The organism is Sphingobacteriales bacterium (assembly GCA_016706405.1).
Lineage (GTDB): Bacteria > Bacteroidota > Bacteroidia > Chitinophagales > UBA2359 > BJ6.
This window is the reverse complement of record JADJJT010000003.1, coordinates 173,740-189,704: the sequence shown is the minus strand read 5'-3', so window position 1 is coordinate 189,704 and position 15,965 is coordinate 173,740. Positions and strand designations below refer to the sequence as shown.

Genomic DNA, 15,965 nt, shown 5'->3' with positions numbered 1-15,965 from the left:
AAATAAATATCGCATCAGGGAGTTAAAAGCAAATTAACAATTTCATCAATTTTTTGTTTGCTTGTGCTTACAACTGCACTACCCGCAGCTATTAAAGCCTGAATATTTTTATCTGATGCATCATCTAAATCAGCAGAAGCGTTGCCCCGTGGCGGGTCAATTCTAATATAATTTTCTTTTAAGCCATGTGCTTCAAAAAGTTTGCGGCATTGGTAATCGACCGTATCGGCACTGCCAACCATCATAGAATTAAGCACAGGTTTAATCCATTTAATTTTACCCCAATCTTTAACTTTCGAGTAATCGTGGCCAACGGGGCTGCTGCTTGTACCTAAAGATATTAACACTAATTGGTTGGGTTTTGGAGCTTGTGCATTGTCGTTGGCGGCAAAAGGGGTCTTCATGGCTTCAATAACAGCACACATGGCCGGATTATTGGCAAAAACGCCGCCATCAATTAGGCTATATTTATACGACGGATTTTCGATAGGAGAAATGCAGGCAGGCGGTAAATAAGTAGGTGCGGCAGCTGTTGAGCGAACAATATCGCGCATATAAAATTTCCAAAAGGGTTCAATGGCGCGTTCGCGCTGTACTGTGGTTGCCTTTTGTTTCATCCTGTTCGAAAAAAATACTGATTCTGCCCGAGCGGTTTCAAAAGCTGTAACAATGAAAGGGCGAAGCATATCGGCATTAGTTTTGTCGCCCAAAAAATCTTTTAAGATGGTTTCAAAAGCTTTAGCCGAATAATTTGGCCCAAATAACCCGTTTAAAGTGTACAATTTGCGCCAAAACGAGTCGGCGAAAATTTGCCTGCCGTACTGTTTATAAAACTGGGTAATTTCGGTGGCTGCATATTTTGGCCTTCCTTGCTCATTTGGAGTGAGTAACAGCGTGGTAATAATGCCCCCAGTACTTGTACCGGCTACCAAATTAACATAGTCGGCTATGCGAGCTTGGCTGTTTCCAGATTTTTGTTGAAGTTTAGCTTCGATGGCAGCCAATAACTGAGCAGGCAAAATACCTCTGATTCCGCCACCATCAATACTTAAAATTTTAAATAATGACATAATAAAATATTATTTGAGTGTAGAAAAAATAACGCTTTGAAATGCTTCATCTCAAGCACACAAAATTATAGTTTACAAGGCAAACAAAGTGCAATAATAAGTAATTTTTATAAAAATTGCGTACCTTTGAGCCTTCAAACAAATCAAATTTTAAAAATTATTAATCTATTTATGAAAAACATTTTGTTTTTATCTTTTATGGTAACCGTTTTGCTTTTAACTGCCTGTAATCAAGCCAAAAAAGAAAACAATACTGCCAGCACCAATACAAACACCCAACAACCAACAACAACGCCTGTTGCTGTCAATCAAACCGATGTCGACAATGGCTTAATTGCCGAATATCTTAAAAAAAACAACCTTAATGCTAAAACTACACCATCGGGGGTATATTATATAGTTGAAAAAGAAGGAACTGGCCCCAACCCAACCTTAAAAGACAAAGTTGAGGTAAATTACCGCGGCACTTTATTAGATGGCACCGAGTTTGACTCTTCGTATGGCCGTGGCCAGTCTATTACCTTTCCTTTGGGTAGTGTGGTGAAAGGTTGGCAAGATGGTATTCCGATGTTTAAAGCCGGTGGAAAAGGTAAATTAGTAATTCCTTCTGAATTAGCTTACGGCAAACGTTCTATGGGCGATAAAATACCTGCCAATTCTGTTTTAGTTTTTGATATTGAGTTGATTAAGGTTGCCCCAATGGATGGCGCACAACAATAAGCTAAATATATAAATATATTAGTTGCTTGAGACAGGCTAAAAAAATCCGGATAAATTTTAACTTATCCGGATTTTTTGTTTTTAGCACATAAGGCAACTATGCCATCCTAACAATGCGCGGTATAAATTTTCCTATCACATCCACCAAGGCTTTTTGTGCCGCCATTACCATATTAATATCTTTGTAGGCCATGGGCGCTTCGTCTATATTGCCGCCAATTAGGGTAACGCCATGTTGTTTTAGGTGAGTATCAAAATCGGCAGGCAATATGCTTTTTTTGGCCACATTGCGCGACATTTGCCGCCCCGCCCCATGCGATGCCGAATTGATACTGTTTGCCAAACCTTTGCCGCGCACTATATAGCCGGGTGCTGTCATACTGCCCGGAATTATGCCCAACACACCTTTTCCGGCGGGTGTAGCACCTTTGCGATGCACTATAACGGGCGTACCATCGGGCAATTGTTCTTTCCAAGCAAAATTGTGGTGATTTTCAATTAGTAAGGCTGGGTTTTCGCCCAATGCTTTTTGAATCCGGAAATGGATTTGGTGGTGGCAAGCCGAGGCATAATCGCCTGCTAAATTCATGGCCGCCCAATATTCGTGCCCATCGCCCGAAGCTAAATCGAGCCAAGCTAAATGCTGCGCTTCTTTTGGCAAACGGCAGTGTTGCATGGCCAATTTGGTAAAATGGTTGGCAATTTTTGCACCCAAACCCCGTGACCCCGAATGCGACAAAACCGCCAAATAACTACCTACTTCAAGTTGCCATTCGTTGTTAGGGTCGGTTAATTCTAAAATACCAAATTCAACAAAATGATTGCCGCTTCCCGAGGTGCCAATTTGTGCTACTGCAGTATCTTTCATGGTGCGGGCAATATCAATATATTTAAACTCTTCGCGTTCAAAAACAGCATTGTCCATAGGTTTTTTAAAATGCCCACCTGCGCCAAAAATGGTATTGTCGAGCAATATTTTAGCAAAATCGTCTGTTTTTTGTTTTAATACTTCGGGCGGTATTTGGTAAGCCGTTAAGCACATGCGGCAACCAATATCAACACCTACGCCATACGGAATAACTGCATTTTTGGTAGCCAATACGCCTCCAATGGGTAGGCCGTAACCTTGGTGTCCATCGGGCATTAAAGCGCCGGCAACGGTTATGGGCAGTTTCATGGCAGTAAACATTTGCTGCATGGCACCCTCTTCAATAAAATTTTGGCCAAAAACATCAAAAGGCAAGGCATTAGGTAAGAGTTCATTTTGTTTGCCTTCGGCTGCTTGGTCGCTGCTTTGTGTTAAAGGCGCTAATAAAGCATGGGCAATTGGGCTAAACAAGTTGTGGTTAATGTATTCGTTTGGGTTGTCAAAGACAGCCTTCAACAAAGCCAATTTCTCTGTTTTTGCACGATGCCTAAAATTAGTTTGAACAATATTTAGCGCAATGCCTACCACGCTGCCTATTCGGTAGCCGATGGCGTGCAGGTCTTTAATTTGTAATTTATTTTTTCCCATTGTGAGTTGAGTGAAATTGTGACAGATTTAGCTTTTATCCGGATTAACAGATTTAGCTTTTATCCGGATTAACAGATTTAGCTTTTATCCGGATTAACAGATTTAGCTTTTATCCGGATTAACAGATTTAGCTTTTATCCGGATTAAAGGTAGCAATAACAGCGCAAAAAATCTTTATCCGGACAAATAAAATTTTCAAATTTTGGTCTATCCGTTAGTAGGGTAGGATAGTGGGCAGGTAGTATTTGCTAAATTTGAAATAAGTAACCATAATTGGTAAATTTCAGTTCCAAATTTGAATTTTATCTCCTAAAAGCACACAATTTTGTTCGGAAAACTATTTACCAAAGGGAGGTAGAACTAACAAAATGACGCATAAGTATTGTTAATTAATATTTGTAAAATAAATATTTAACATAATTCTGCAAATTACTTGTTTTTTTCAGAGCCTGTCTAAATTTTATTTTCTAATTCTATTAAGCATCAATTTTATCATGGCAAGTTGGATCATTGTCTGGCTCGTTTCGGTTTGGAACTCAAAGTCTTTACTCAATCTTCGATAGCTTTCGAGCCATGCAAAAGTTCTTTCAACAATCCACTTTTTTGGCAATACTTCGAATTTCGAGGCTGTATTCGATCTACTTACAACCTCAACCACCCACCCAAACGTTTTGCGGGTATTTTCAATTAACTCGCCTCTATACCCGCCATCAGCTACTATCTTTACCAATCTGCAAAACCTGCCTCTGAGGTCAGCTATAACCATTGGGGCTGATTTACTGTCATGCTCATTTGCCGCATGAACCACAACCGCTAAAAGTAGTCCCATTGTATCTACAATAATATGCCGCTTTCTGCCTTTAACTTTTTTCCCCCCGTCAATCCCTCTGCACAAGCCTCCGACGCTTGTTGTCTTTACGCTCTGGCTATCAATTATACCAACACTTGGCGATGAAGCCCTGCCTGCTTGCTTTCGAGTCTTATCCCTGAGTATTTCATGGATGAGTTCTATCGTCCCATCCTTCTTCCACTTGGTAAAATAGTAGTAAACAAGCTTCCATGACGGAAAATGGAACGGCAGCATGCGCCATTGACAGCCAGTTTTAAGCAAATAGAACAGCGCATTAAAAATTTCTCTTAAACTGTGTTTTCGTTTCCGTTTGTCGTCTAAAATGCCTAATATTGCACTCCATTGACTATCGGTGAGACTGCTTGGGTAGGTTTTCATTTTACTTTATGTGTTTGATTTTCATAAAGCTATGAATTATTATTTAAACGTCAAACTGATAGTCTTTTATTCACATCTCTTTTAATAACTTTTTTCCTATCAATTTTTAGGACTGGCATGCCAATTTTTAATTTTTAGACAGTCTCTCAATATGACACTATAATATTGCCGCTAATTAATATAATTGTAAACTTGGCGACGTGAGCATCCAAATATATCCACTTTTTTATAAAAACGAAGGCAAAAAGATAGGCATAAACGTCTATCCGGATGTTATATAAAATTATCAGAAAAATTTATAGGAAAACACAGTAAAAATTTGCAATTTTGTAGGTCGCTTGAAAACTTAGTAGTTTTCCGGAACTATTAACTCGGCCAGCGGAAGTAGTGTGCCGACTGTCGTGCTAAAGTATCTGGAAAGTATAAACTTGCAGGCAGATAAAATAACATTTATATAACAATGGCTTTACGGTTAGGCGGGCGGAAGTGTTATTTCAAGGGAAGAATTTTCTAATAAAACTTAAAAATGTATTGTAAATTTGTGCTTCGTAAACCGCCCAACGCAAAGCCCGGGCGTTAGTGGCAACCTTCCCAAAGCTCAACGACAGAATAAAAAAATGACAGAAATAAAAATTGACAGAATAACACTTGACGACATTGACCAATTACAAAAAATTGGTAGACAAACTTTTTATGAAACTTTTTCGACAGGAAATACTGAAGAAAATATGACGAAATATTTAAGCGAAGGATTTTCTATTGATAAATTGACTAATGAACTTAACGACAATAACGCAGAGTTTTATTTTGCGACTCTTGACGAAAATGTAATTGGTTATCTGAAACTTAACTTTGGGCAATCTCAAACTGAACTTCAAGACGACAAAGGACTTGAAATTGAACGAATTTATGTTTTGAAAGACTTTCACGGAAAAAGTGTTGGACAACTTCTGTATGACAAAGCAATTGAAGTCGCCAAGCAGAGAAATTCTGACTTTGTATGGTTAGGCGTTTGGGAAGAAAATCCGAGAGCGATTAACTTTTACAAGAAAAACGGTTTTGTAGAGTTTGACAAACATATTTTCAAACTTGGCAATGACGAACAGACGGACATAATGATGAAACTTAAATTAAAAAGCTAATCGTATGACAAAAAAGGCTGCCACTAACATCGGTAACCGTTGCACAACCCTCCCTTTACAAAGCGGGTTTTTGGGCTAAAATGCCCGCCGTAGCTACATTTGCCGCGTTTTAGGCAAGTCTTAATTTCGGGACAAATAAATGGAAGTTCCTTTTTTTGAATGCCTTAAAATGAACCTAATTAAGCCCAATAAAGTGAATTTTGAAGAAACCAATACCTGCTGCCCAATTTGGCAGGTACTGGGGCATTTGAGCGTACATTTTGGGCATTTTCCGGATAAATTTTAACAGTTTCTTCAAATTATAGCTCAAAGCCGCCATTAAAACGTGTTTATTGGCTTGGGCTATTCCTCGTGCATTCACTCGTTTCATGTTGTGATGATTGATAAGCGTTCCCAGCACCGCTCAACGGTTGAGCTTCGGCGTTTGGTTAAAAATCGGGTGTAGTTTTTGTCTTTGTTGAGTTTGCGGTGCATCTTGTCGTACAGGGGTTTGTGAATGCTGTCGTCTAATTTTTTGAATTTGCTTACCGCACCGCAACACAAGGCTCTGAGGGGGCATTTGCCACAATCGCTTTCGCTGCTGCGATAAACGTTTTTGGTGTAGCCTTTGCTGTCGGTTTTGTGCCTTTGAAGGTCAAAATAGCCTTGTTGCCGCCCTTTTTCACATCGGTAGCGGTTGAGTTTTTTGTTGAAAACAAAGCCCTCGCGTTGGGGTTTGTACTGCCCAAAATTTGGAATGTATGCGTTGATATGATGCGCCTCGCAATACTGCAAACTCTCGCCACTGCTGTAACCCGCATCGGCCAAAACCTCTTCCATTTCCAAGCCGTTTTCTTTGAAATTTGCGATGGTTTGGTTCATGATTTCGCCAAAAATGGCACTGTCTTTGCTGCCCGATGTGCTGGCGCAAGCTCCCGTTATGACATGGTGCGCATCGTCAACGGCCAACTGCCCCGAATAGTTTAGCTGGCGGGCTTTTCCGGGCTTTACGCTTATTTTAGCATCCGGATCGGTAGGCGAATAATGCGTGTGATTGCTTAAAAATTTAGGCCGAATTTCATGGCCATCTTCATCTAAACGTCCGGATTTATTGTTGCCGGCGGGCATATCTTTGTAGGCCTCTTCTTTCCATTTGTGGTGCCGCTCTACCAATTTTTGCGCTCGGTAGTTACTTTAAATTCGCTGTTTTCTTCTAATTCCGACACAAAGGCCGAGGCATCTTCTAAAACCTCTTTTTCGACCAAACTATCCATGCTGGCATTGGCTTTGATGAAGGCGCTATCGACCGCCTGGCGTTTGCCGCGCACCATTCCGGATTTTACGCAAAGCGACAGAATTTTTCTGAATAAACCCAAAAATACTTCCTCGTAAACAGTTGCCGTGTGCGGCTAATGGTCGAGTGCTGGCGGCGATTCGTTGAGGTCGTAGCCCAAAAACAGGCGAACATCAAGGCAGTTGTTGCAGTAGGCAAGCAAAGCGCGGTCGCTGTTGATATTGTTGAGGTAGCCCACCAACAAAATTTTGAAAAACACCACCGGGTCTATACTTTGCTGCCCTTCGGAGCCGTAATACTGCTTGGTAGCTGGGTACAGAAAATCGAGATTGAGGTGGTTGTTTATTCGGCGGTAAAAATTATCTTCCGGAACTAATTGGTTCAAACTTAGTTGGTAAAATAGTTGCAGGGTCAGTTGTTTTCGTCCTTGCATAATGCAGGCAAATATACTACAAATTATTGAATTTTCCTATTCTTTTTAAAAATATTTCACCAAATTTTTTTTGTATATTAATTTTTCACTACCTTTGAGTTGTGCAACAGGCACACAGTATTTGAATTTATATGTTGCGAACCTTGACGGAACAACATTGGGCTTTGCTACATTTCCTGACGAGTTATCTACCGAGCCAAACTTAGACAAAATAATTATTCGTTATGAAGCGTTTGGCACTGAAGGAACTGCGGGAGCCGGGATATTTACAGCAAATGCCGGTGGTAGAACAGGCACACACGAAGTAGGGCACTGGCTAAATTTACGACACATTTGGGCAGACACATTATGCGGTGATGATTTTGTTGCGGACACCGAACCCGCAGAAGATGCAAATTATGGTTGCCCTCCATTTCCACACAGAGCGAATAATCAATGCGGTTCTGGTTCAGATGGTGAAATGTATATGAACTACATGGATTACGTTGATGATAATTGTATGCACATGTTTACCGCTGGACAAGCAGACAGAATGGACGCGGTTTTAAATGGACCGCGTTCGGGATTGCTAACCTCTTTAGGATGTGAAGTACCAAGCGCCATACAAGATATTAGTTTCTCAAACGCAATTTCGGTATTCCCAAATCCTAACAATGCTAGTTTCTCTTTAAGCATTGACCTCAAAGGATCATCTTTCGCAACTGCCTACATCGTTGATATGTTAGGGGTGACTGTAAAGGAACTTGGTAGTTATGGTAGGGGTAATTCAACGATAGACATTAGCGACTTATCAAGCGGCGCATACTTTTTGAAAGTGAATAGCGGAAATAAAAGCGCAACTAAAAAAATATTTGTAACCAAATAACAACCTAAACCAACGGGGCGAAACCCCGTTGGTTTTCTTAAAAATAATAACATGAACAATTTCTTATTTGCACTATCTCTTACTGTTTTGATGTCATGCCATTGCACAAAAAAAGCAACGGAGAACAATACCACTAACAGCGAACAAACTACCGAATCTATTTATCGCTTCAATGTTTCATTCTTTAGCATTGGTTCTGGAATAAACGGTAGGGCGAAACAACAGTATTTGGATTTCATAAAAGAGTATGAAGTCAAGAACAAAGTAAAAGTAGAGTATGAAGTTGCTAATTGGGGAAAAGAAGGTGAAACAGATTTTTGCTTCAAACTTTCAGGACTAAATACAGAGGAACAATCTAAATTCATTTCGGACAGTAAAGAGCTTTTGAAGAACTCGAAAAATGTTCGCTACTCTGAGAATGTGACATGCAAAAACAAGCGCAACTAACGGACAGCTTATCGCTTAACTGACAAGATAAAGCAGCCGCTTTTTGAAACACAGGAAAAACAATTTTCGGTTAGGCAACTATCGAGAGGTTGTTATATTTTAACTATTAACATTGGTGGGGAAATTAATACAAAAAATAGTGCTCGTTTAACATCAGGAGCGCGTAAAACATCCACACCGCTGCCAACAACGGCTTTACGGTTAGGCGTTACACTGAGCTTGTCGAAGTGCGGGCGGAAGTATTATTTCAAGGGAAGAATTTTCTAATAAAACTAAAAAATATAATGTAAATTTGCTCTTTGTAAACCGCCCAACGCAAAGCCTTTTCCGTTAGCGGTCATTCCCCATTTTTCGACCGAAAATAAATTCTCGAGCTAACGGGAGAGCCATCGGGCAGACAATACACACTACATTTGAAGCGGCTCATTGCAAGACCCTTCTAAGCATTGGTGCGTTATAGCTCGTGCGTCATTCTGGTTGGAATGTAAAAAGTCCCGATTCCCAGTCGGGACTTAGTGATAAATTCAGTGGTGGAGCTTTCGCTACCCCGTTCAGAATAATTTACAGTGCAAAGATACATTCTCTTTGAGCCATTTTTATTAACCTATAAAAAATAGAAAAAATGGAAAAACAAAAATTAGCAATGGACATTATCAACCCGCATTGTGCAGGCATTGATATTGGCAGTCGCAGCCACTTTGTTGCGGTGGGACAAGACTTAGAAGATGTTAAAGAGTTTGGGGTGTACGCTGATGACCTGACCGACATTTGTGTGCATCTAAAAGAGCATGATGTTACTTCTGTGGCTATGGAAAGCACAGGAAATTATTGGCAAAACCTCTATGTAGAACTCATTAAACACGGTTTTGATGTAACCCTTGCCAATGGCAAATTCACTAAAAACATCAAGGGCAAAAAAACGGATGTGAAAGATGCCCGGTGGATACAAAAACTACCCAGTATAGGTTTATTGACAAGCAGTTTTTTACCCGATGAAACCACCGAAAAGTTACGCACCTATTGCCGGCAAAGACAAAATATGCTCACGCTTGCTGCAGAAGCATCGCACAAAATGCAGAAATATCTTAAAATACTCAACTTTCGCTTGGATGTAGTAGTCAATGATATTTGCGGATTGACGGGAATGGCAATCATCACCGATATCTGCAAAGGAAATCTCGACCCTGAAAAACTTTCCGGACACCGACACGGTAACTGCAGAAAATCCAAAGAAGAGATATCCAAAGCCTTGAAAGGAAACAATCGTGAAGATTACCTGTTCGGGTTGAAGCAAGAATTAGAATCATACCAATTCTATCAAAAGAAAATTGCTGAATGCGATAAACAAATTGGAGCCTTTCTCAAACAGCAAATCAATACATATCCTGAAAAAAGAAACTCAAAACAACCGACAAAACGCATAAGAGAATAAACAAAAAATGCAATCAAAGGAATTGACCTCAATCAGGCTTCTTTTCAATACTTTGGTGGGGTTGATTTAATGAACATTGAGGAATGAGTCACGCCACAGTGTTAAGCATTATCAGCGAAATTGGACCTGACGGCTTTCATAAGTTTGAAACTGCAAAACATTTTACAAGCTGGCTGCGACTTGCTCCAAACAACAAAGTAAGCGGAGGGTAAATTACTCAGTTCAAAAACAAAAAAAGAAAACTAAAATTAGTAGCAAGAGTCAAAAAACAAATCGCTAAATTTGCCCTGACTAATGAGGACTTAGGATGCGTAATAACTTGATTCTGAACAGTAATATAAAACGTTAGTCAGAATTGTAAAACCACCCACAGCCAACAAACACTAATATGACAAAGGAACAAGAATTATATATTGCAATCGGACAAAAATTAAAAGGCACCGAACAAAGTCAAATGTTTGGGAAGCCTTGTTTTAAAATAAACGGAAAAGCATTTATCTGTTTTTTTCAAAACGAAATGGTGTTTAAGCTGGCAGGTGAAAAGCATTCAGAAGCTTTAAGTCTAGACGGTTCCCATTTATTTGACCCATCTGAAAAAAAACGACCAATGAAAGAATGGGTTCAAATCCCGTTTGATTATAAGGATGATTGGGGAAAATACGCTAAAGCAGCTTTAAAATATGTAGGTAATTAATATAAAAATGAAGACTTCTTTAAAAGTAGATAACATTCTGCGGCAAATCAACGAATCGACCAAACTGGGCGACTTACGTAAAATGGCAAAAGAAATTAAAAAAGACCACGCTTTAGCTATGGAACTTTGGTCTTCGGATGATTTTTTACCTCGACAATTGGCAATATTGATAATGGACAAAAATCAACTTTCACAACAAACAATTGATGTATTATGCAACGACATCTGCCAACACAACGAATATGAAAGACTACAGCTCATCGATTGGCTTATGGCAAACCAACTTGCCAAAGTCAAAGCAACTATAACTTTAATGGAATCTTGGGAAAATAGTCCACTACCACTACAAAGACGCATTTTTTGGTACTACCAAGGAAGATTGCGTTGGGTCGGCCAAACCCCACCTGAGAACACCGAATACCTACTTTCTAAAATAGAAAAAGGGATTGAAAAAGAAAATCCTGAAGTACAATAGGCAATGAATTTCACCGCAGGATGGATTGGGGTTTATGATAAGCAATATCGAAAACGTTGTATCTCTATTGGTGAAAAAACAGGATTGTATAAAGGCAAAATGGTATCCAAAGGCTGTACGCCGGAATATTTACCAGAGTTTATCGCAATGGAAGCCGGTAAACGAAATTTATAAATAAATTAATCCAGAAAAACAATGAACAAAGAAGTAACAGAATACATACACAATGCTCCAAATGAACAAAAGGAAATTATGGAAATAGTACGGAACTTAATTCATCAAACCGTGTCGAATGTAACGGAAGAGTTCAAATGGAGCAGACCAATTTTTAAAACGGCTAAAGACTTTGCTTATCTGCAATCAAATAAAAACCACGTCAATCTTGGGTTCTATAGTGGTTTTGAAAAACTGAACGACCCTAATAATTTGTTAGAGGGAACAGGAAAAACAATGCGACACATAAAACTGAAAAAGACTGCTGACATTAACACCAAACTTTTAGAAGAATGGTTCACTATTTTGGTTAAAGAATAAAGTTCAGAACTAACAATGATAACAACGAACCGCTAACAATGGCAGCCGTTGCACAACTCAAATTTTATTTAGGTGGTTTTTGGGCTAAACTGCCCGCCGTAGCTACATTTACCGCGTTTTAGGCAAGTATCAACTTTGAATTTTGAAGGCCTAAGTTTTAGCCTGTTACTTCCGGATAAAATTGCATTTTAGATATTTTTCGGATAAATTTACGCCCTGTTTTTTATCCGGATTAAATTTAGACAACCCACTTCAAAACATACTTCCTCCGGATTTGTTAAAGACAAAAAAGGCCCCAAATTACCTCTATTTATAACTTAAACGTAAATTTGATGAAAAATTATGGCTTTTAAACAGACTGTTGTTAGCAATAACTGTTTGACAAAGTATTCGGCCAAAAAAATAATATAGTTATGAACAGAAAAGAATTTTTTCAAAAAACAATTTTAGGATTAACAGCCATGAGCACATTAAGTAGTTTAAAAACATTTACCGATACCCTTCCTTTACAAAGTAAAAGAATGCCGGTATTGTTTACCTCGCATGGAAACCCAATGGATATTCCAATGACAAAAGAGCAGCGACCGTTTTGGAACGAGTTGTTTAAACTTGGAACTACCTTACAAAAAGACTTCGAGGTAAAAGCAGCATTGGTAGTATCGGCACATTGGTGTACCAAAGGAACCTTTGTAAATATTTCATCAGAACAAAAACAGATATATGACTATTACGGTTTTCCGGAGGAGTATTACAAAGTATATTATAAGGCCAAAGGAGCGCCGGATATAGCGCATGAAGTTAAAAAAATTGTTCCCTCGATTACAGAAACCTCTGATTGGGGTTTAGACCACGGAGCCTGGCCAATGCTTATGCACTTGTTTCCGAATGGTAATATTCCGGTTTTTCAGATGAGCATTGATTATTATGCAAAGCCCGAATACCATTACGAGTTAGGAAAGCAGCTAAAATCATTACGAAACAAAGGCGTGTTAATTATAGGCAGTGGTTCTCTTATTCATAATCTTAGGCTTGCCGGACAAAAAATGAGGCAGAATGATAGGACACCCTATGGTTGGGAAATGGAATATGATGCCTGGCTAAAAAAACAAATTGATGAAAGAAATTTTGCCAATATTATAAACTACGAAAACAGCCATAAGCTTGGCATGTTGGCAGCACCAACACCAGACCATTATGTGCCTGTTCTGTATAGCTTAGGAATGACTGACAGCACTGATGATATTCGTTACTTTTACGAAGCGCCCCCCTCGTTACCTGCTTTTAGCGAGCGGAGTTTTATTATTCAGTAAGGCTAAGCATTCAACAAAAAAAATACTTGACGTACAAAACAAAAGAAACTACTATTTGATGCGAAAGTGGGGGTAAATCCGAAAACTAATGCGACTATTTTGCCAACTTCTCCGGATAGTATTTAAGGTCGCTGCACTATAACACAACGGGCAAGATTAACATCTTTGATGTATCGCAGGCCTAAAAAAATCCGGATACTATAAATTTGCAAACAAATAAAATAAAAATTTATGTAATAACTATTTGCCGGTTTAGCGACAAATTAAGTCGGGTTTTCCTACTTTTACCTCTAAAATAAGTAGCGCTGTAAATTTTGGCCATTAGCCAAAAAAATAAATCCAATGGAAAAAGGAAGCAATAACAACAAAACAACAGTGATTGTAGCAGCCATAGGCGCTTTTGCAACCATAATAGCCGCAGTAATTGGCAAATATGATATGAATGCAGACAAGTCACCCCCTAAAGTATCTGTTGATACAACTGTTGTGGAGGGCGAAAAATGCAAGTTACAAAAAATCAGGAATTTACCAACCTTCCCCCTGCATCAAACGCCAACACCAATAAAACCGTCCAAGCTTCACCAATAGATAAGGAGGAAAAAGCTGCTGCAAATTCCGCAGAAACTAAGGAGGCAACTAACCCCCAAAAAGTATGGGAAGAAAATGAAGTGCTGCAAAAGCCCGAATTTTTAAATGGCGGTAGGCTTGCCATGCTTAGGTGGATAACGAAAAACATGCGTTACCCCGCCATAGCCAAAGAAAATGGCGTTGAAGGAACAGTAATATTAAAATTTACAGTAGAGGAAGATGGTTCAATAGCTAATGTTCAAACCATAAAAGGGGTTGACTACCCTAAAATAGAAATTAACTCAGGCGATAAAACCCAATACAACGAGAATCCGGCAAAGGGCTCTTTAGAAGAGGAGGCAATAAGATTGGTTCAAACCATGCCTTAATGGAAACCAGGCGGGCAAAAAGGCCAAAATCTGCGGGTTTCTTATACTTTGCCCATCCGATTCAGGCTTTTATAAAAGCACGGAGAATTGATTTTTTGAAATTGAGAGGGAGCAGGGGGGACTTGTAAATCAAGTCAGGGACGATTGCGGTATTACGGTGACTCGCCCTCATTGAAAAAAAATTTCAAGTATCTAACCTGAATACAAAAATATGTCTTTAGAGGAATACAATTCATTAAATGCTACCCAACATGAATTATCTTCAAAAATTAATGAAAAAAGATTGGATTCTGCCATAGAAAAATTAAAAAGTGAAAACTCCTATCAGAAAGAGCTCGTCGAACTGTGAAATATATTTTTGTGGACGAGTATTGAGAAGACTATTTGTATTGCCAGAAAAATGATCCTAAAATGGTAGCCAAAATAAATAATTTGTTGAAAGAGATTGCCGGACAACCCTTATGAACCAAAATTTGCCTAAGCCATCAACTTATTGTATCTTTGTGGCATAATTTTGTTTTATTATATCCGGATATTTTTTCCGCTGTTTTCCCCATTTTACTTGCCTTCTTTATTTACCTTATATGCTCGAAATTGCCCTGTTGCGTGCAAACCCCAACTTTGTGCGCCAACGCCTTACCGTAAAAAACTTTGCCGACCTGCATTTTGTCGATCAAATTATAGAAATTGATGCCCAACGCCGCAACCTGCAAAAACAAGTAGATGAAATTTTATATCAAAATAAAACCTTAGCCGACCAAATTGGTGCGCTATACAAAACAGGCAAACGCAGCGAGGCCGACGAACTAAAAAAACAAGTTGCCGAACTAAAAATCCAAGCTGCCCTTTTAGAAGAACAAATGCAAGTAGCCGAAACCAAACAAAATGAGTTAATGGTTTTGCTGCCAAACCTTCCTCATGCTTCGGTACCACAAGGCAAAACCCCAGATGACAACAAAATTGTCAAACAATGGGGTAATGTGCCCGATTTTAACAACAATGAAGCTACGCCCCACTGGGAACTTTGCGAAAAATACAATTTAATGAGCCTTGAATTGGGCGTTAAACTTACCGGAGCTGGTTTTCCGGTGTATTTGGGTAAAGGTGCTAAACTACAGCGCGCCCTTATCGCCTTTTTTTTAGACCAAGCTATCGCCGCAGGCTTTAACGAGGTAATTCCGCCCCTGATGGTAAACCAAAACAGCGCCTACGGCACGGGGCAACTACCCGACAAAGAAGGGCAAATGTACCACGCCACCTTAGACGACCTCTACCTGATACCAACCGCCGAAGTACCAATTACCAATATTTATCGCAACGAAGTTGTAAAACAAGCCGATTTGCCTATTAAAATGGTCGGTTATACGCCCTGTTTCAGGCGGGAGGCCGGCTCGTATGGCGCGCACGTGCGAGGCTTAAACCGCGTACACCAATTCGATAAAATTGAAATAGTACAAATAGCACATCCCGAAAAATCCTACGAAATATTAAACGAAATGGTGCAACACGTAGAGGGTTTACTGCAAAAACTGCAATTACCCTACCGGATACTGCAATTATGCAGCGGCGATATGTCGTTTGCTTCGGCACTCACTTACGATTTTGAAACTTACTCGGCAGCCCAGCAACGTTGGCTCGAGGTTAGTTCGGTGTCAAACTTCGAAACTTTTCAGAGCAACCGGATGCAAACCCGCTTTAAAGATGCCAAATCCGGAAAAAATATATTGGTGCACACTTTAAACGGCAGCGCCCTTGCCCTGGCACGTATAGTAGCTACCTTGCTCGAAAATAATCAAACGCCAAACGGAATAATTATACCCGAAGTTTTGCGCTCCTATACAGGCTTCGATATAATAAATTAAAGAAGGCC

The 15,965-nt window shown here is 39.5% G+C and carries 12 protein-coding genes and 4 pseudogenes; 12 read left to right on the top strand and 4 right to left on the bottom strand.

From position 1 onward, the window contains the following. Positions 1–14 precede the first annotated feature (14 nt). Positions 15–1,070, bottom strand: a complete 1,056-nt coding sequence (locus IPI59_12675; protein ID MBK7528378.1) for a patatin-like phospholipase family protein — start codon at positions 1,068–1,070, stop codon at positions 15–17. A 198-nt stretch (positions 1,071–1,268) separates the two neighbouring features. Between IPI59_12675 and IPI59_12670 the strand changes: the two genes are divergently transcribed. Further along, complete coding sequence (locus tag IPI59_12670) at positions 1,269–1,790, top strand: FKBP-type peptidyl-prolyl cis-trans isomerase (protein MBK7528377.1); 522 nt, start codon at positions 1,269–1,271, stop codon at positions 1,788–1,790. A 97-nt stretch (positions 1,791–1,887) separates the two neighbouring features. On the opposite strand, the gene IPI59_12665 is transcribed toward IPI59_12670, so the two are convergent. Further along, positions 1,888–3,306, bottom strand: coding sequence for an RtcB family protein (locus tag IPI59_12665; protein MBK7528376.1), 1,419 nt, complete (start codon positions 3,304–3,306; stop codon positions 1,888–1,890). Positions 3,307–3,766: 460 nt separating this feature from the next. Continuing rightward, on the bottom strand, positions 3,767–4,534 hold the full coding sequence (locus IPI59_12660) for an IS5 family transposase (protein MBK7528375.1): 768 nt from the start codon (positions 4,532–4,534) through the stop codon (positions 3,767–3,769). Between the two features lie 617 nt (positions 4,535–5,151). Between IPI59_12660 and IPI59_12655 the strand changes: the two genes are divergently transcribed. Further along, complete coding sequence (locus IPI59_12655; protein ID MBK7528374.1) at positions 5,152–5,676, top strand: GNAT family N-acetyltransferase; 525 nt, start codon at positions 5,152–5,154, stop codon at positions 5,674–5,676. Positions 5,677–5,920: 244 nt separating this feature from the next. Here IPI59_12655 and IPI59_12650 read toward each other — a convergent pair. Further along, positions 5,921–7,382 (bottom strand): annotated as a pseudogene (locus tag IPI59_12650) (IS1182 family transposase). Positions 7,383–7,452: 70 nt separating this feature from the next. Between IPI59_12650 and IPI59_12645 the strand changes: the two are divergent. From IPI59_12645 to serS, 10 genes and pseudogenes are all read left to right on the top strand, one after another. Continuing rightward, positions 7,453–8,247, top strand: coding sequence for a T9SS type A sorting domain-containing protein (locus tag IPI59_12645; protein ID MBK7528373.1), 795 nt, complete (start codon positions 7,453–7,455; stop codon positions 8,245–8,247). 51 nt (positions 8,248–8,298) lie between these two features. After that, a complete protein-coding gene (locus tag IPI59_12640; GenBank protein MBK7528372.1) occupies positions 8,299–8,694 on the top strand; it encodes a hypothetical protein in 396 nt (131 codons plus the stop codon). A 622-nt stretch (positions 8,695–9,316) separates the two neighbouring features. Further along, positions 9,317–10,449, top strand: a pseudogene (locus IPI59_12635) (IS110 family transposase). 65 nt (positions 10,450–10,514) lie between these two features. Continuing rightward, positions 10,515–10,820, top strand: coding sequence for a hypothetical protein (locus tag IPI59_12630; GenBank protein MBK7528371.1), 306 nt, complete (start codon positions 10,515–10,517; stop codon positions 10,818–10,820). A 7-nt stretch (positions 10,821–10,827) separates the two neighbouring features. Further along, a pseudogene (locus tag IPI59_12625) lies at positions 10,828–11,469 on the top strand (DNA alkylation repair protein). Positions 11,470–11,490: 21 nt separating this feature from the next. Further along, positions 11,491–11,829 (top strand): DUF1801 domain-containing protein, encoded by a 339-nt coding sequence (locus IPI59_12620; protein ID MBK7528370.1) that lies wholly within the window; start codon positions 11,491–11,493, stop codon positions 11,827–11,829. A gap of 413 nt (positions 11,830–12,242) precedes the next feature. Continuing rightward, the gene (locus IPI59_12615; GenBank protein ID MBK7528369.1) at positions 12,243–13,139 is read left to right on the top strand and encodes a dioxygenase; all 897 of its coding nucleotides are present in this window, start codon (positions 12,243–12,245) and stop codon (positions 13,137–13,139) included. A gap of 500 nt (positions 13,140–13,639) precedes the next feature. Then, positions 13,640–14,095, top strand: coding sequence for a TonB family protein (locus IPI59_12610; GenBank protein ID MBK7528368.1), 456 nt, complete (start codon positions 13,640–13,642; stop codon positions 14,093–14,095). A 345-nt stretch (positions 14,096–14,440) separates the two neighbouring features. Next, a pseudogene (locus IPI59_12605) lies at positions 14,441–14,560 on the top strand (type II toxin-antitoxin system YoeB family toxin). 119 nt (positions 14,561–14,679) lie between these two features. Next, positions 14,680–15,957 (top strand): serine--tRNA ligase, encoded by a 1,278-nt coding sequence (gene serS, locus IPI59_12600; protein MBK7528367.1) that lies wholly within the window; start codon positions 14,680–14,682, stop codon positions 15,955–15,957. Positions 15,958–15,965: the final 8 nt, after the last annotated feature.